At 53.2% G+C, this 17424-nt stretch carries 14 protein-coding genes and 1 tRNA gene; 13 read left to right on the top strand and 2 right to left on the bottom strand.

The features are described from left to right. The 3 genes from V7028_RS06170 to V7028_RS06160 all read left to right on the top strand — a co-directional run. A partial coding sequence (locus V7028_RS06170) for a tRNA threonylcarbamoyladenosine biosynthesis protein TsaB (RefSeq protein ID WP_442918697.1) occupies positions 1–446 on the top strand: 446 nt, incomplete at its 5' end. Next, the gene (rimI, locus tag V7028_RS06165; RefSeq protein ID WP_334119215.1) at positions 433–891 is read left to right on the top strand and encodes a ribosomal protein S18-alanine N-acetyltransferase; all 459 of its coding nucleotides are present in this window, start codon (positions 433–435) and stop codon (positions 889–891) included. The genes V7028_RS06170 and rimI, both read left to right, overlap by 14 nt. After that, positions 888–1562, top strand: a complete 675-nt coding sequence (locus V7028_RS06160; protein WP_334119214.1) for a uracil-DNA glycosylase — start codon at positions 888–890, stop codon at positions 1560–1562. The genes rimI and V7028_RS06160 overlap by 4 nt, the downstream gene beginning before the upstream one ends. A gap of 9 nt (positions 1563–1571) precedes the next feature. Here V7028_RS06160 and lplT read toward each other — a convergent pair whose 3' ends face one another. Beyond that, positions 1572–2849, bottom strand: a complete 1278-nt coding sequence (lplT, locus tag V7028_RS06155; RefSeq protein WP_334119213.1) for a lysophospholipid transporter LplT — start codon at positions 2847–2849, stop codon at positions 1572–1574. A gap of 107 nt (positions 2850–2956) precedes the next feature. Between lplT and alr the strand changes: the two genes are divergently transcribed. The 4 genes from alr (at position 2957) to V7028_RS06135 (ending at position 9756) form a co-directional block, all read left to right on the top strand. Beyond that, positions 2957–4105 (top strand): alanine racemase, encoded by a 1149-nt coding sequence (gene alr, locus V7028_RS06150; protein ID WP_334119212.1) that lies wholly within the window; start codon positions 2957–2959, stop codon positions 4103–4105. A 22-nt stretch (positions 4106–4127) separates the two neighbouring features. Next, complete coding sequence (radA, locus tag V7028_RS06145; RefSeq protein WP_334119211.1) at positions 4128–5507, top strand: DNA repair protein RadA; 1380 nt, start codon at positions 4128–4130, stop codon at positions 5505–5507. Positions 5508–5581: 74 nt separating this feature from the next. Continuing rightward, positions 5582–6682, top strand: coding sequence for an efflux RND transporter periplasmic adaptor subunit (locus tag V7028_RS06140; RefSeq protein ID WP_334119210.1), 1101 nt, complete (start codon positions 5582–5584; stop codon positions 6680–6682). Next, positions 6682–9756, top strand: a complete 3075-nt coding sequence (locus tag V7028_RS06135; RefSeq protein WP_334119259.1) for an efflux RND transporter permease subunit — start codon at positions 6682–6684, stop codon at positions 9754–9756. Before V7028_RS06140 ends, V7028_RS06135 begins: the two co-directional genes overlap by 1 nt. 13 nt (positions 9757–9769) lie before the next feature. On the opposite strand, the gene V7028_RS06130 is transcribed toward V7028_RS06135, so the two are convergent. Then, on the bottom strand, positions 9770–10615 hold the full coding sequence (locus tag V7028_RS06130) for a hypothetical protein (protein WP_334119209.1): 846 nt from the start codon (positions 10613–10615) through the stop codon (positions 9770–9772). A gap of 86 nt (positions 10616–10701) precedes the next feature. Here V7028_RS06130 and V7028_RS06125 point away from each other — a divergent pair. The 6 genes from V7028_RS06125 to V7028_RS06100 all read left to right on the top strand — a co-directional run bounded on the left by V7028_RS06125 (position 10702) and on the right by V7028_RS06100 (position 17340). Continuing rightward, positions 10702–10786: transfer RNA gene (locus V7028_RS06125), tRNA-Leu, on the top strand. 190 nt (positions 10787–10976) lie between these two features. After that, positions 10977–12281, top strand: coding sequence for a trigger factor (gene tig, locus V7028_RS06120; RefSeq protein ID WP_334119208.1), 1305 nt, complete (start codon positions 10977–10979; stop codon positions 12279–12281). 21 nt (positions 12282–12302) lie between these two features. Then, positions 12303–12950, top strand: coding sequence for an ATP-dependent Clp endopeptidase proteolytic subunit ClpP (clpP, locus tag V7028_RS06115; RefSeq protein ID WP_334119207.1), 648 nt, complete (start codon positions 12303–12305; stop codon positions 12948–12950). A gap of 60 nt (positions 12951–13010) precedes the next feature. Continuing rightward, a complete protein-coding gene (gene clpX / locus V7028_RS06110) occupies positions 13011–14282 on the top strand; it encodes an ATP-dependent Clp protease ATP-binding subunit ClpX (RefSeq protein ID WP_334119258.1) in 1272 nt (423 codons plus the stop codon). 162 nt (positions 14283–14444) lie between these two features. Next, complete coding sequence (gene lon / locus V7028_RS06105; RefSeq protein ID WP_334119206.1) at positions 14445–16853, top strand: endopeptidase La; 2409 nt, start codon at positions 14445–14447, stop codon at positions 16851–16853. Positions 16854–17067: 214 nt separating this feature from the next. Further along, positions 17068–17340 carry an HU family DNA-binding protein gene (locus V7028_RS06100; protein WP_105029303.1) on the top strand — a complete coding sequence of 91 codons (273 nt, stop codon included), beginning with the start codon at positions 17068–17070 and terminating at the stop codon, positions 17338–17340. Positions 17341–17424 lie beyond the last annotated feature (84 nt).

Below are 17424 nucleotides of genomic sequence, written 5' to 3'. Positions count from 1 at the left end.
GTGGTATTGCGCAGGGTTTGGCCGTGGCCTGGCAAGTGCCTGTGGTCACCATGACCAGTTTTGAATGCATGCTGCCCCAGCTTGAACAAGCCAAGCCGCTTGCGGTCTTGATTGATGCCCGCCTGAACGAAATTTACGCTGCGACACTTCAGCGAACCGCGCAGGGAACACAATGGGTTGAAAGTCCGTATTTGCTGCCCGTGAATGCATTGCCGAATGTGCAAGGCCCTGCGGTTTGTGATGCGCACTTGTTTGCCTTGCTTGCTTCGCCCGCATCGGCAATACAGCAAGGCGAAGCGTCAGCGGTTCAACTGGCATGCCTTGCCTGGCAGGAATTCAATGCGGGGCGTGTTGCCACACCATTTGATTGTCAGCCCCTGTATGTGCGCGACAAAGTGGCCCAAACCACTTCTGAACGATTGGCGTTGAAGCATGGCGCAGTTTAGTATTCGACCCATGACCGAGGCCGATGTGCCCGCCGTAATTCTGGTTGAAAACCAGATTTACGAGTTTCCGTGGACCAACCGGAATTTTCTGGATTCCATGCGGGCGGGGTATCACATGCACTGCATGTGGCTGGATGAGGAACTGGTTGGCTACATTGTCATGATGCATGTGGTGGACGAATTCCATTTGCTGAATTTGTCGATTCGCGCAGACCTGCAGGGAAAGGGCCATGGCAAGCACCTGTTACAGTGGGGAATTGGTCAGGCAAAATTGGCCGATGCCATTGGCATGCTGCTGGAAGTACGTCCCAGCAATGTGTCAGCGAAAGAATTGTATGAAAAAGAAGGATTCAAGTTGATCGGTGCACGAAAAAATTATTACCCGACCCATGCGGGCAGGGAAGATGCATTGGTCATGTTCAAACGTTTCGGAGCACTTGTATGAACCAGCCGCGCAGCAAGGCAGAACTATTTGGTGCGATGGGGTTGGGCCCCGTGTGGGAATTGAGAAACTCCACAACGGCCCCATCAAAAACCGCAGTCCGTGAGGCCGCAAGTTTAAGTGAATTGCGCCAAACCGTTTCAATTTGCACGGCGTGCAGCCTGTGTGAAAGCCGCACCCAAACCGTGTTTTCGGATGGTGTAGAGCACGCACCTTTGATGGTGGTGGGCGAAGCCCCGGGTGCGGACGAAGATGCAATGGGTTTGCCTTTTGTGGGCCGTGCGGGTGTGTTGCTCGATAAAATGCTCCACGCTGTGGGCGCCAGTCGACAAAAGAATGTGTACATCGCCAATGTGCTGAAATGCAGGCCACCTGCCAACCGAAATCCCGAAGCTGGGGAAATTCGACAGTGTTCGCCTTATCTGTTTCAGCAAATTGCAGCGAATCAACCGAAAATACTGTTGTTGGTTGGGCGATTTGCCATTCAAACTTTGTTGAACACCGACAAACCGGTTGGCGAGTTGCGTGGCAAATTGCACCATGTAACAATTGAAGGGCTCAGCATTCCGGCCGTGGTGACTTACCACCCCGCCTACCTGCTGCGCAGGCCCGGGGAAAAAGCCAAAGCGTGGGACGATTTGCTGCTGCTTAAGCAACACCAATCTGTATTGTAAAGAAACCGCTTACAGCGGCACGCCCACCGGGCGGTCTTCGCCGATGCGGGCTTCCACATCGTAAAGCCTTTGGTTTCGGCGGTGCCACAGAATGACCATGAACATGGTGCCCATCACGAAACCGCCGAACATCAAAATAACCGTGTTCACGTGCACATCAAAGCTGATCAACACCGCGTAAATTGCCAGCATGGTCAGCACCGAAATATTTTCGTTGAAGTTTTGAATGGCGATTGATCGGCCCGCGCTCATCAGCACATGGCCGCGATGTTGCAACAAAGCATTCATGGGGACCACAAAAAATCCACTTAGCGCGCCAATCACCGTGATCAGCAAGTAAGCCATGCCCTGGTTGTTCACCAACACCATGGTCATGCAGACTACGCCCATTAGGATGCCCATGGGCAACACCACCATGGATTTTTTCAGTGGAATCATTTTCGCCGCAGCCACAGCACCCGCCGCCACGCCGAATGCGCACACGCCCTGCAAAATGGCGCCTTTGTCCAAAGGCAAACCCAAGGCACTTTCAGCCCACTTCAGCACTATGAATTGAAGGGTTGCACCGGCACCCCAAAACAGGGTGGTTACCGCCAGGGAAATTTGACCCAGTTTGTCGCTCCACAACTGCTTCACGCAGCCATAAAACTTGCGGGTCATGATGATGGGGTGGTTCAGTTGCGGCTCGTAACGCGCACCCGTGTCAGGAATATTGAAATTGAAAACAGCCGCGATCAGATAACCCGATGTGATCACGAAAATGGCTGCTTCTGCCGGCGTGTCCATGTTATCGGTAACACCTGGAATGTGAAGCCGCATCAGGTACTCACTGGTACCCGGGGCAATCAAAATACCCCCCAGCACGGTGCCCATGATGATGGACAAAACCGTCAAGCCCTCGATCCAGCCGTTGGCCTCTACCAGTCTGTCGTGTGGAAGCAGCTCGGTCAGAATGCCGTATTTGGCGGGTGAATAGGCCGCAGCGCCCAAGCCAACCACTGCGTAGGAAAGCAGGGGGTGTACGCCGAAGAACATCATCAGGCAACCCACTACCTTGATTGAATTGGTGATCAGCATCACCTTGCCTTTGGGCAGGGTGTCGGCAAAACCACCCACGAACGGGGCCAGCACCACATATGACACCACAAAAAATAGTTTGAGCAATGGCGTCATCCAGTCGGGCGACTGGATCTGAAAGAGCAATGCGATTGCTGCAATCAAGAGTGCGTTGTCTGCGAGCGACGAGAAAAACTGCGCCGCCATGATGGTATAAAAGCCGGGTTTCATTCAACTGTGAATTGAGCGAAATCCATTTAGTGCGATTTCGCCGTTTCGCTGCTCGTTCAACGGTGTTGTGGCGTTATATCATATCCGGGCGCTTAGCGTGTTACGCAATGCCCGTTTTACGAAGTCAGGCCAACCCCTATAATTCCATTATCCAACCCATGCCGCGACCCATACGTGCAGTGGTCAACCCTGCAGCCATTTCAGACAACATCAATAAAATCAGGCAATTGCTGGGTGATTCCCTTGTTATGCCCGTGGTGAAAGCCAACGCCTATGGCCATGGTCTGGAGCGCGTGTACCCCGGTCTTTTGAATGCAGACGCTTTGGCACTTCTGGAAATTGAAGGCGCTGGCAAGTTGCGTACGCTGGGCTGGACCAAGCCCATCCTGTTGCTTGAAGGCTGTTTTGATCAATCCGATTTGCAACGGGCCGTTGAACTGAATTGCGATTGGGTGGTTCACACCGTTGAACAACTGGATCAACTGGAACGCTTTGCACTTCAAAGCGAGACCTGCAGGCCCAGAATTTTTTTGAAACTGAACACAGGCATGAATCGTCTGGGATTTCAGCCTGATGACGCGGGCAGTGCAATTGCCAGGCTTGAACAACTTGTTTCCCGGCATGCGTGGCCCACGCCCGTGTTGATGACCCACTTTGCCAATGCCGACGAAGCAGATCCGCGCACACGCAAGCCGTTTGCCCAGGAGCAGCATCAAAGCCTGATGCGTGTGAAGCCAACCCATTGGCACAGTTGTTTGGCCAATTCAGCAGGTTCACTGAATTTTCCGGAACTGGCCGGTGACATTGCCCGCCCCGGCATTGCCATTTATGGTGCCACGCCCGGGCCACAAGCGGCCGCAAACTACGGCCTGAAAGCAGCCATGCTGTTTGAAAGCGAGATCATTGCCATTCAACATGTCAACAAAGGTGATCGTGTGGGGTATGGCTCACGGTGGCAAGCCTCGGAAAATGGCCGTATTGCCGTGGTGGCCTGTGGCTATGCCGATGGTTATCCGCGGCATGCACCTGACGGAACACCCACCTTTGTGGAAGGTCAAGTTGCCCCCATCTCAGGGCGCGTGTCAATGGACATGTTGACCATCAACGTCAGCCACATTCCGGATGCAAAGCCCGGCAGCAAAGTTGAATTGTGGGGCGAGAACATTCCGGTGGACATTGTGGCCGATCGAAGTGGCACCATTGGCTATGAATTGTTGTGTGCCATTGCACCCCGTGTGCCGTTTTCAACGGTGTAGTTTTTAAAAGGAATGCGCCATTTTGGCCAAGAACAAAAGTCAATACCAGTGCACCGAATGTGGTTCTGTTTTCCCCAAATGGCAGGGGCAGTGCACCGATTGCAACAGCTGGAATACGCTGGTTGAATCAGCGGTCAGTGCCACACCACCCAAGCACAACCGCTTTGCCGCCCTGGCTGCCCAAAGTAACAGTGTGATCAAACTTGCCGACATTCAGGCGCAAGATCACCCGCGTTTCAGCAGTGGCGTGCCTGAATTTGATCGCGTGTTGGGCGGCGGCATGGTGCCCGGCATGGTGGTGCTGTTGGGGGGCGACCCCGGCATTGGCAAGTCCACCCTGTTGTTGCAATCCATGGTGACCTTGGCCAAAACAGCATCGGCCCTGTATGTCAGCGGCGAAGAATCAGCAGGGCAAATCGCCTTGCGCGCCCAGCGCTTGGGCCTGGAACACACCAACCTGAATGTGCTCACCGAAATTCAGCTGGAGCAAATTGTGGCCCAGCTTGAAATATTGAAGCCCGAAGTGCTGGTGATTGATTCCATTCAAACCATGTACACCAGTGAATTGAGTGCCGCGCCCGGATCGGTCAGCCAGGTGCGCGAATGCGCAAGCCAGCTTACCCGGCTTGCCAAAGCCATGGGCATCACCACCATTCTTGTGGGGCACGTGACCAAAGAAGGAACCTTGGCTGGCCCGCGCGTTCTGGAACACATTGTGGACACCGTGCTGTATTTCGAAGGCGATTCGCAGTCGTCTTTCCGCCTGGTGCGTGCATTCAAAAACCGCTTTGGTGCCGTGAATGAACTGGGCGTGTTCGCCATGACCGACCGTGGCCTTAAAGGTGTCAACAACCCATCGGCCTTGTTTTTATCGCAACAGGCCGAGTGGGTGGCGGGTTCCTGTGTCATGTGCACCCAGGAAGGTGCACGGCCGTTGCTGGTTGAAATTCAGGCGCTTGTGGATTCATCCCACTCGCCCGCCCCACGCAGGTTGTCTGTGGGCCTTGATCAAAACCGCCTGGCCATGTTGTTGGCCGTGATGCATCGCCACGCAGGCCTGCAGTTTTTTGACCAGGACATTTTCATCAACGCCGTGGGTGGTGTCCGAATTTCAGAACCCGCCGCCGACCTGGCCATTGTGCTGGCCATGGTGTCTTCTTTGCGAAACAAACGTTTGCCCAAGGAATTGGTGGTGTTCGGTGAAATTGGTTTGTCAGGCGAACTGCGCCCGGCCCCCCGCGGGCAGGAACGCTTGCGCGAGGCAGCCAAGCTGGGCTTCACCCATGCCATTGTTCCCGCCAGCAATGCGCCAAAGCAGCCTATTGAAGGCATTGAAGTGATTGGCGTGGACCGGGTTGAAAAAGCACTTGCCGCCCTGCGGGACCGGCTGGATTGTTTTTGACTCAATTTTGACTTGGCGTTTGATTGCACCGACAATTGCGCTGATTACAATAAATTCACTCTCTAGAGCGATCCATGTCAAAAAGCCGTTTGTATTTGCCTGCTGTGTGGGCTGCCCTTGCTTTGCTTCTGCTAGCCGCCTGCTCTCGCCCTGAAATCGACACCACCGAGTTGGTTCGACCCGTCCGCGTGATGGAACTTCAAGCCAGTGGCAGCACCTTTGAAGAAAGTTTTTCCGGTCAAATTGAGCCACGCTTTCAGGCCGACTTGAGCTTTCAGGTGGGTGGCAAGTTGATCAGCCGGCTGGTGGATGTGGGCGACAGGGTGAAAAAAGGCCAGGTGCTGGCCAGGCTGGATCCCCAGGATTTAAGCTTTGCGCTGCAGGCCGCGCAGGCCGGTTTTGATGCAGCCAACACTGAACACGCCCAGCTGAAAACAGACCTTGAGCGGGCAAAAACCCTGAAACAACAAAATTTCATCAGTCAGGCTGAACTGGACCGCAGGCAGCTGGCACTTGATGCCGCAGCCAGCCGCCTCAGCCAGGCGCGCGCGCAGCTCAGCACCCAATCAAACCAAAAGCAATATGGCGACTTGCGCGCCCCAAACAATGGTGTGGTGTCGGCCGTGTATGCCCAGGCGGGGCAGGTGGTGCCCCCGGGGCAGCCTGTGGTGCAGTGGGCCGATGAAAATGAAGTACAGGTCAGCATGGCGGTGCCGGAAAGCCGCGTGGCAGACATCAAGGTGGGCGAAGTTGCAACTGTGCTGCTGTGGTCGGGCAAGGAAAGCTTGAAGGCCAAAGTACGGGAAGTGTCGCCAGTTGCCAACCCGCTTACCCGAACATTCGATGTGATGTTGAATGTGAACGACGCAAACAAGGTTGCGCGTTTCGGCATGAGCGCCACCGTTCAATTCAGCAAGGCCGCGCAGCCCGATGTATTCAAACTGCCAATCTCGGCACTGGTGGCACAGCACACCGGCGCGTTTGTCTGGGTGTTTGATGAAGCACAAGGCCTGGTCAGCAAACGTGTGGTGCAACCCTACGATGTATCCGAAAGCGAATTTCTGGTCAAAGACGGATTGAAAAACGGTGAACTGATTGTGACCGCCGGCACGCATGTGCTTAATGAGGGGCAGAAAGTGCGCCGGTTTGTCGAAACAGGCGACCTGACCCGATGATGAGAAAAATCAACCTGTCGCGCTGGGCGCTCGAGAACCAGCCATTGGTTCGTTACCTGTTGGCCGTGTTCATTTTCGCGGGTGTGGCCGCATTTTTCTCGCTGGGGCAAGAAGAGGACCCACCCTTTGTGTTTCGGGGCATGGTGGTTCGCGCCTACTGGCCAGGGGCCACGGCCATGCAAATGGGCCAGCAGGTTGCAGACCCCATCGAGAAGGTGATTCAGGAAATTCCCTACGCCTACAAAATTCGCTCGTATTCCAAGCCAGGCGAAACAGTTATTTTTCTGCAGCTCGATGACAGTGCACCCCCAAAGCAAGTTGCCGACATTTGGTACACCACCCGCAAGCGCGTCAGCGACATGACTGGCAACTTGCCGCGCGGAGTTGCCGGGCCGTTTTTCAATGATGAATTCGGCGACACCTTTGGTGTGTTGCTGGCTTTTTCTGCGGATGGTTTCAAATACGCAGAACTGAAAGACTTTGTCATTCAGGTTCGTCAGGAAATGCTGAAAATACCCGACGTGGGCAAGGTGCAAATGTTCGGTGTTCAACCCGAGAAGGTGTTCATCGATGTCTCGCACTACAAACTGGCGCAACTTGGTATTTCCGCGCAAGACGTGTTCCATCAAATCAACAGCCAGAATGCGGTCACATCGCAAGGTGTGCTCAGTCTGGAAAATCAGAAAGTCTGGTCGCGCGTGCAAGGGCAGTTCGAATCGATTGACGACATTGCCAACAGCCCCGTTCGCGCTGGCAAGAACACCCTGTTGCTCAAAGACATTGCCAAAGTGTACCGGGGCTACCAGGATCCGCCTGTGTCGAAAATGCGGTTCAACGGCAAAGAGGTCATTGGACTGGGCATTTCCATGGTCAATGGTGGCGACATCATTCGACTGGGCGAGCAACTGGAGCAGGTGGAGAAGCGGATTCTGGCCGATCTGCCCTTGGGCATTGAATTGCAGCGCGTGGCCGATCAACCCAAGTCTGTTCGCACCTCGATCAGTGAATTTGTGAAAGTGTTGATTGAAGCGATTGTCATTGTGCTGGCCGTCAGCTTTCTCAGTCTGGGTTTGCACAGCAAACCCTTTCGCATTGACACCCGGCCAGGGCTGGTCGTGGGGTTGACCATTCCGCTGGTGTTGGCGCTCACCTTTCTTGCCATGTCATTTTTCAACATCAACCTGCACAAAATTTCGCTGGGTGCGCTCATCATTGCCCTGGGATTGCTGGTCGACGACGCAATCATTGCCGTGGAAATGATGGTGCGCAAGCTCGAAGAAGGTTATTCCCGTTTTGATGCAGCAATTTTTGCTTACGACTCCACGGCCATTCCCATGTTGACCGGCACGCTGATCACCGCAGCGGGTTTCTTGCCCATTGCTCTGGCGCAATCCGCCGCAGGCGAATACACCTATTCCATTTTTGCGGTCACGGCCATTGCGCTGATTCTGTCCTGGTTTGTGGCGGTCATTTTTGTGCCGTACATCGGTTATTGGTTGCTGAAAAAACCCAAGGACGGGCAGGGGCACGCCGAAGTGTTTGACACACCGTTTTATCAGCGTTTTCGCCGCTGGATTGAAGCCTGTGTAAACCACCGCTGGATCACGATTGGCGTCACCGTGATTGCCTTTGTTGGTGGTACTTATTCTTTCAAGTTCATTGAGCAACAATTTTTTCCGGATTCAAATCGCCTGGAGATCATGGTGAACCTGTGGTTGCCTGAAGGCACTGCTTTCAAGGAAACCGAGAAACAGGCCATCGCGCTTGAAAAGTGGCTGGCCCAGCAAGACGAAGTGGAGGGTTATGCCAGTTTTGTGGGCGATGGTGCGCCACGTTTTTACCTGTCGCTTGATCAAAAGTTTGTGCAAAGCAACCTGGCTGAATTGATCGTGATCCCGAAAAGTTTCGAGGATCGCGAGTTGTTGCGCGTCAAGCTGAAAGAGCACCTCAATACCAACTTTCCGGATATTCGCCCGCGCGTTACCCTGCTGCCCAACGGCCCACCGGTTACCTATCCAGTGCAGTTCGTGGTGCAGGGGCCAGACCCGCGCGTGGTGCGTGCAGTGGCTGACAAGGTGAAAGAGGTAGTGGCCTCCAGTGAGTACACCCGGGGGACCCATGACAATTGGAACGAAAATGTCAAGGTCATGAAAGTGGAGGTGGATCAAGCCCGTGCGCGTGCGCTGGGCGTGAGCAGCCAAAGCATCGCCGAGTCATCGCACGTTATATTGTCGGGCGCCACAATTGGCCAGTACCGTGAAAACAACCGCCTGATTGACATTGTGTTCCGCAATCCCGAAAGCGAGCGCGACACGCTTGCCGAACTGATGAATGCGAATGTGCCCACGGCAAGTGGGGCCTACGTGCCTTTGTCCCAGGTGGGCAAGGTAAACATGAATTTCGAACCGGGTGTTATTTGGCGGCAAGGTGGTGAATTTGCCATCACGGTGCAGGCCGATGTGGTGTCGGGTATTCAGGGCACCACAGTGGCCTTGGCCATGAATGAGTATTTAAAGCCCTTGCGGGCAGAATTGCCTTTCGGCGTCAGCGTGAAACTGGATGGTTTGGCTGCCGATTCCGGCAGGGCACAACAGTCCATCATGGCCAATGTGCCCTTGATGCTGTTCATCGTGCTGACTCTCTTGATGTTGCAGCTTAAAAGCTTTGGTCGAACCCTCTTGGTGTATTTCACAGGCCCGTTGGGCATTATTGGCGCTGCCCTGGCTTTGATCATCACAGCACGGCCTTTTGGTTTCGTGGCGCAACTGGGAGTGATCGCCCTGTTTGGCATGATCATCCGGAATTCAGTGATTCTGGTGGATCAAATTGAACAAGATCGTGATGCCGGGGTTGACCCTTTTGAATCCATCGTGGGTTCCACCATACGCCGTTCGCGCCCCATCTTGCTGACTGCGGCTGCTGCCGTGCTGGCCATGATCCCGCTGATGCGTTCCCAATTCTGGGGTCCCATGGCGGTGGCCATCATGGGTGGCCTGATTGTGGCAACCCTGCTGACCCTGTTCTTCCTGCCGGCTTTGTACGCAGCCGCCTATCGAATTCACAAGCCGAAGTAGCGCAACGCGGTACTTACCACCTCAGCACTTGCGTGGTCCACGCGGTGCTGAATTTTTTCAGTGGCGTAATTCTTTTTTCCTCGGTCAGCAATTTGTAACCGCTTTTTTTGTGCAGGTGCAGTTCAGCCACCCGCATGCGGAACAGGGCCCGCAAGGGGCGTGCAAACAAACGCTGCTCCAGCGGCACAGTTTTCCAGGCCTGCCTGGCCAGCTCAACCAGTTGCCCCGTTGCTTCTGAAAACAAAGCTTGTGTCGAATCGCTGTGTTCGCGCCGCTTTATTTGCTCTGCGGTTACACCGTGTTTGGCCAGCAACTCAACCGGCAAGGGCTGAAAGCCCTGGTCCAGGTACTTGGCCAGCCGCAGCACCTGGCACAGGCGGGTGGTTTCTGTCCAGAAAGTCAGCAGGCCGTTGAAATCGGTGCCAGCGTCGCCAAAACGCGCCTGAACCAGTTTCACCCACGGTTCCATTTCACCGCGCAAGTCCTTGTGCCAGTCCGCCATGCCGTTGTAGCGCTTTGGCTCGCAGCCGCTGGCCACGCGGTTGATTAGCTCACCCCATTGCTCAGCGGGTACTTTGGCCAATACGGGCTTTGAAATGGCCGTCACAACAGGGTGTGGGTTGGTGTTGCTGGCCGCGTCCACCAGGGCACTGTGCCACCAGCCCAGTTTCACCTGGGTCAGGCCAGCGTCCAGCTGTTTCAGGCAAGCCTGGCGCAGTTCATGGTTCAGGGCAAAACAACCCAGCCAATAGGCCTTGAACTCGTCAGTCAGAAACAGGGTGGCGTAGTGCAGGGAAGAGACTTCGCCACACACTTTTTCGCGGCAATACACCAGTGGGTTTTCCAGAGAAACAGCCATGTCACCTTCAATTTTGGGTAATGCGAACAATAAATGACATTGTAAGGGCTTGCGCGTTAAAATCGGGCTATAATGCGCGCCTGCATGCGGATGTGGCGAAATTGGTAGACGCACCAGATTTAGGTTCTGGCGTAGCAATACGTGAAGGTTCGAGTCCTTTCATCCGCACCACCATTCTTGTGCCCCGGGTATATCGCCTGCAGGGCGGTCCAGTTTTACCAACCCCCCGCCAAAGCAGCTTCATACTTGTGTAAGATATCGGCAATTGTAGAACCTTTATGTCATTCACATGGCGACGGTCTCTCACCCATTAACCACCCCTTGGCAAACCCCGCCCAGGCAACCAGTTCAAGAGTTCCAAATGACTGAAACAACCACCACTGCCAGCGCTCTCGAGAAAACCATTTCCTTGAAGCTTTCAGTTGAAAAAATCAATGCTGAGGTTGAAAAGCGCCTTAAAAAGGTGGCTAGCACAGCCCGCATGCCCGGTTTCCGCCCTGGTAAAGTGCCCATGAAAATGGTTGTACAGAACTACGGCCCGCAAGTTCATTCTGAAGTGTTGAGCGACGAAATCGGCCGCACATTCAGCGAAGAAGTTCAAAAGCAGGACCTGCGTGTGGCTGGTCAGCCCCGCATTGAAGCCGCCAAAGACGCCGGTGACGACGCTTTCGAATTCAACGCCACTTTTGAAGTGTTTCCTGAAGTGAAGTTTGGTGAATTCGCTACGCTGGAAATCGAGAAAACAGTGGTTGAAGTGTCGGATGCTGAAGTGGACAAAACCATTGAAATCCTACGCAAGCAACGCGCAAGCTTTGCTGAAACTGACCGTGGCTCTGCTGAAGAAGACAAGGTGACCCTGGATTTCGTGGGCAAAATTGACGATGTACCCTTCGATGGCGGCACAGCAGAAGACTTTTCCTTCGTGATCGGCAAGGGTCAAATGCTGCCCGAATTCGAAGCTGCGGCCAAAGGCCTGAAGAAAGGCGAAGAAAAGACCTTCGACCTGGCCTTCCCTGAGGACTACCATGGCAAAGACGTGGCAGGCAAAACAGCCCAGTTCACCATCACCATCAAGAAAGTGGAAGGCCCACAGTTGCCCGAACTGAACGATGAATTTGCCAGGACCATGGGCATTGCCGATGGTTCACTGGAAAAGCTGCGTGAAGATGTGCGCGTTAACCTGAGCCGTGAAGTGAGCAACCGCACCAAGGCGCAAACCAAAGAAGCCGTGATGAACGCGCTGTTGAAAGTGACTGAATTTGATGTGCCCAAGGCTCTGATCCAGTCCGAAACAACCGAGTTGGCCACCCGTGCCCGTCAGGATCTGAAGGCCCGCGGCATGCAGAACGTGGAAGAAATCCAGTTGCCCGAAGACATCTTCGCTGCACAGGCGGATCGTCGCGTTCGCTTGGGCCTGATCGTGTCAGACTTGGTAAAACAGCACAACCTGCAGGCCAAGCCTGAGCAAGTGCGTGCCTTTATCGAAGAGCAGGCGCAAAGCTATGAAAACCCGGCTGAAGTAATGCAGTGGTATTTTCAGGATCGCGCCCGTTTGGCGGATGTGGAAGCGGTTATTCTGGAAGACAATGTGGTTGAATTCACCTTGGGCAAATCCAAAGTGGTTGAAAAGAAATTGTCCTTTGACGAACTGATGGGAAATAAGTAAATGATCTGGAACCCTCGCTCTATGACGAACAACATGAACAATTCAGGTGCATTGGACACGCAAAGCAATATGTACGTGCCCATGGTGATTGAACAAAGTGGTCGGGGCGAGCGGGCCTATGACATTTATTCACGTCTGCTCAAAGAGCGCGTGATTTTCCTGGTCGGTCCAATCAATGACCAAATGGCCAACGTGATCGTGGCGCAAATGTTGTTCCTTGAAAGCGAAAACCCCGACAAAGACATCGCGCTGTACATCAACAGCCCCGGTGGTTCAGTGTCGGCTGGCATGGCCATTTATGACACCATGCAGTTCATCAAGCCCGATGTGTCTACTTTGTGCACAGGTTTGGCCGCCAGTATGGGTGCATTTTTGTTGTCTTCCGGCACCAAAGGCAAGCGTTTTTCCTTGCCCAACAGCCGCATCATGATTCACCAACCACTGGGTGGCGTACAGGGTCAGGCTTCCGATATTGAAATTCATGCCCGGGAAATCCTGTATTTGCGTGAAAAATTGAACGGCGTGCTGGCTGAGAACACCGGTAAGACGATCGAAGAGATTGCGCGTGACACAGATCGTGATAACTTTATGGGTGCAGACTCAGCGAAAGACTACGGTTTGATCGACGATGTGTTGAAGCACCGCGTGTCGCCGACAGAGAAGAAGTAACGGTAGTAACCAACCTGGATTGCTTGATTGCCCCCTTGGGGGCTTTCCAGAGGATAAATGATGTCAGAAAAGAAAGGCTCCAGCGAAAAGCTGCTCTATTGCTCCTTTTGCGGCAAAAGCCAGCACGAGGTTAAAAAATTGATAGCAGGGCCCTCTGTGTTCATCTGCGATGAATGTATTGAGTTATGCAACGACATCATTCGTGATGAAGCAGCCGAGGCCACGGCCACTGGCGGTGGCGACAAGTTGCCAACCCCCCAGGAAATTCGTGCCATTCTTGACCAGTATGTGATTGGGCAAGACAAAGCCAAGCGCGTGTTGGCTGTAGCGGAATACAACCACTACAAACGCTTGCGCCACATGAGCAAGAAAGACGACATTGAGCTGACGAAAAGCAATATTTTGCTGGTGGGCCCCACAGGTTCAGGCAAAACACTGCTGGCCCAAACACTGGCCCGCCTGTTGAATGTGCCGTTTGTTATTGCAGATGCCACCACGCTGACCGAAGCCGGTTATGTGGGTGAAGACGTTGAAAACATCATTCAGAAGCTGTTGCAGAGCTGCAACTACGAGGTTGAGAAGGCGCAGCGTGGCATCGTTTACATTGATGAAATTGACAAGATTTCCCGCAAATCCGACAACCCCTCCATTACGCGTGATGTGTCGGGTGAAGGCGTGCAGCAAGCCTTGCTGAAATTGATTGAGGGCACGGTTGCTTCCGTTCCCCCACAGGGCGGCCGCAAGCACCCCAACCAGGACTTTGTTCAAATCGACACCACCAATGTACTGTTTATCGTGGGTGGCGCGTTTGAAGGTCTGGACAAGGTTATACGCAATCGTTCCGAGCGTTCCGGTATCGGCTTTGGTGCCACGGTGAAAAGCAAGGAAGAGGGCAACGTGGGCACATTGCTGGCTGAAGTCGAGCCAGAAGATTTGATCAAATTCGGTATCATTCCCGAATTGGTGGGGCGTCTGCCCGTTATCGCCACGCTCGAAGAGCTCGATGAGCCAGCGTTGATTGAAATTCTGACCAAGCCCAAAAATGCCATGGTCAAGCAGTTTGAAAAGCTGCTGGAAATGGACGGTGCAGAACTTGAAGTGCGTCCCTCAGCCTTGAGTGCAATCGCTAAAAAAGCGATTCAGCGGAAAACTGGTGCACGTGGCCTTCGGACTATTCTGGAGCAGGCCTTGCTTGGCATTATGTACGACTTGCCGGGCGACACCAATGTGAAAAAGGTGGTGATTGACGAGAACGCCATCACCGGTGTGGGGCAGCCCTTGTTGATCTACGAAGACCAACCGAAAGTGGCTGGCAGCAAAGACAAATCCTGATACTGCAAACCACCCCAAAACAGATTGCAAAATGATTAAAAAAGCCCAACTTAACGGTTGGGCTTTTTCTTTTCAGTGGTATTGTTTATTTGTCGTGAAATAAAGCTTGAATAAGCGCGTTTTAACCCCACTGTAGGGTTATGCATTTAATAGGTGATTCATATGTCAGCAACTAACGTGCTTCCGGAACAACCCATCGAATTGTCATTGCTCCCTTTGCGAGATGTAGTGGTGTTCCCGCACATGGTCATTCCGCTTTTCGTGGGCCGTCCAAAATCCATCAAAGCGCTGGAAATCGCGATGGAAACAGGCAAAAGCATTCTTCTGGTGGCGCAAAAATCTGCCACCAAAGACGAACCCAGCGACAAAGACATTTACAACATTGGCTGCGTGGCCAATGTGTTGCAAATGCTGAAGCTGCCCGATGGCACCGTGAAGGTGTTGGTCGAAGGTGTTCAGCGTGCCCGCTTGACCAAGGTAACGGATGAAGGAACCCATTTTGCGGCCACAGCCATGCCGCTGTTGCCCGACCCGTCACAAAGCCCCGAAACTGAAGCGATGAAGCGCGCGGTGATGGCGCAGTTCGATTCCTACGTGAAATTGAACAAGAAAATTCCGCCAGAAATTTTGACATCGCTGGCCAGCATTGAAGACATTGGTCGCCTGGCCGACACCATTGTCAGCCACCTGCCGCTGAAGCTGGAACAGAAGCAATCCATTCTGGAAACCTTCAGCATTGCGCAGCGTCTGGAAGCCTTGTTGTCGCAGCTTGAAACCGAGATCGATATTCTTCAGGTTGAAAAGCGTATTCGTGGTCGCGTGAAGCGTCAGATGGAAAAAAGCCAGCGAGAGTACTACCTGAACGAGCAAGTCAAGGCCATCCAGAAAGAACTGGGCGAGGGCGAAGACGGCGCTGACATGGAAGAGCTGGAAAAACGCATCAAGGCAGCACGCATGTCCAAGGAAGCGTTGAAAAAAGCCGAGGCCGAGTTAAAGAAGCTCAAGCTGATGTCGCCCATGTCGGCAGAAGCCACTGTGATTCGCAACTACATTGATGTGCTGGTGGGCTTGCCCTGGAAGAAGAAAACGAAAATCAACAATGATTTGGCCAACGCCGAGAAGGTGCTGGACGAAGACCATTACGGATTGGAAAAAGTCAAAGAGCGCATTGTTGAATACCTCGCGGTGCAACAGCGTGTCGACAAACTGAAAGCGCCCATTCTGTGTCTGGTGGGCCCTCCAGGTGTGGGCAAAACATCGCTGGGTCAGTCAGTGGCCAAGGCAACCAACCGCAAGTTTGTTCGCATGGCCTTGGGTGGTGTGCGCGATGAAGCTGAAATTCGGGGACACAGAAAAACCTACATCGGTTCCATGCCAGGCAAGGTGTTGAACAGCATCACCAAGGTGGGCGTTCGCAACCCGCTGTTCCTGCTCGACGAGATCGACAAGATGGGTCAGGATTTCCGTGGCGATCCGTCTTCTGCATTGCTTGAGGTGCTCGATCCTGAACAGAACAGCACATTTGTAGACCACTACGTGGAAGTGGAATACGACCTGAGCGACGTGATGTTTGTGGCAACCGCCAATTCGCTGAACATTCCACACGCGCTGCTTGATCGCATGGAAGTGATTCGTTTGAGCGGTTACACCGAGGACGAAAAAGTAAGCATTACCTTGAAGTATTTGTTGCCCAAACAGTTGAAGAACAACGGCGTAAAAGACGAAGAATTGAGCGTGTCTGAAGCGGCTGTTCGCGACGTGGTTCGTTACTACACCCGCGAGGCAGGTGTGCGCGGGCTAGAGCGCGAAATGTCCAAGATTTGCCGCAAGGTTGTGCGACAAATGGTGTTGGGCAAAAACGAAAAGAAAGTGTTGGTTACACCGAAAAACCTGGACAAGTTTCTGGGTGTGCGCCGTTTCAGTTTTGGCCTGGCGGAAAAAGAAAACCAGGTGGGGCAGGTTACAGGTTTGGCTTGGACAGAGGTGGGTGGCGAATTGCTCACCATTGAAACTGTGTCCATGCCGGGCAAAGGCAACATTATTCGTACCGGCTCACTTGGCGATGTCATGAAGGAATCGGTTGAGGCGGCGCGTTCTGTTGTTCGTGCCCGCGCAAACCGTTTGGGTATTCGCAATGATGCGTTCGAGAAACGCGACATTCACGTGCACGTGCCCGAGGGTGCAACACCGAAAGACGGCCCCTCTGCGGGCATTGCGATGACCACTGCCCTGGTGTCGACTTTGACCAATATGCCAGTGCGATCCGATGTTGCAATGACAGGTGAAATTACGCTTCGCGGTGAAGTGTTGGGCATCGGCGGCTTGAAAGAAAAGCTGCTTGCTGCCCACCGTGGCGGCATTAAAACAGTGCTGATTCCCGAAGAAAACGTGAAGGATTTGGCTGAAATTCCTGCCAACGTGAAGAACAGTTTGGAGATTATTCCGGTGAGATGGATCGATCAGGTGCTGCAACATGCGCTGGAATCGCTTCCAGAGCCAGTCTCCGAGCCGGCAGAGGTGATTGCGGGAAAAGCTGATGAGTCTGCTGCAAACCCAAGTGTAAAGCACTGATATCAATCGATATTTTAAAGAAGCCTCCGCATGAAAATGTGGAGGCTTTTTTTTGTGCATCGCGGAAAGCCTTTGCTGGCTTGAAAAATAAGGGTTATCCACCCGCAAAATGTGTTGACAGCTAGCTTTCAGGCGTGTCTAAATTAAGTACTGGAAGCAACGTGGTGCCTGAATTCGGGCACTTTTTATTTGTCACCATGAGGGGGCTTTTTACATGAATAAAACTGAACTAATCGATCAAATTGCTGAGTCAGCAGAAATTTCCAAAGCGGCCGCTGGCCGTGCACTGGACGCAATGATTGCTGCTGTTAAAACTACCTTGAAAAAAGGCGGTTCAGTAACTTTGGTTGGTTTTGGAACCTTTGCCGTAGGCAAGCGCGCCGCACGCAGTGGCCGTAACCCACGCACTGGTGCAACCATCAAAATCAAGGCAGCCAAGGTGCCAAAGTTCCGTCCAGGCAAAGCCCTGAAAGACGCTGTAAATTAAATTTAAAATTTTTTTGACAAAAGGTATTGCAGGGTCGCTTAATTTGTATATAATTGCGGTCTTGGCTGATTCGCAACACGACAG

This window comes from Limnobacter sp. (genome assembly GCF_036846585.1).
Taxonomy (GTDB): Bacteria; Pseudomonadota; Gammaproteobacteria; order Burkholderiales; family Burkholderiaceae_B; genus Limnobacter.
Note: the sequence above shows the minus strand (reverse complement) of the source record. Positions and strands in the feature narration are given on the sequence as shown.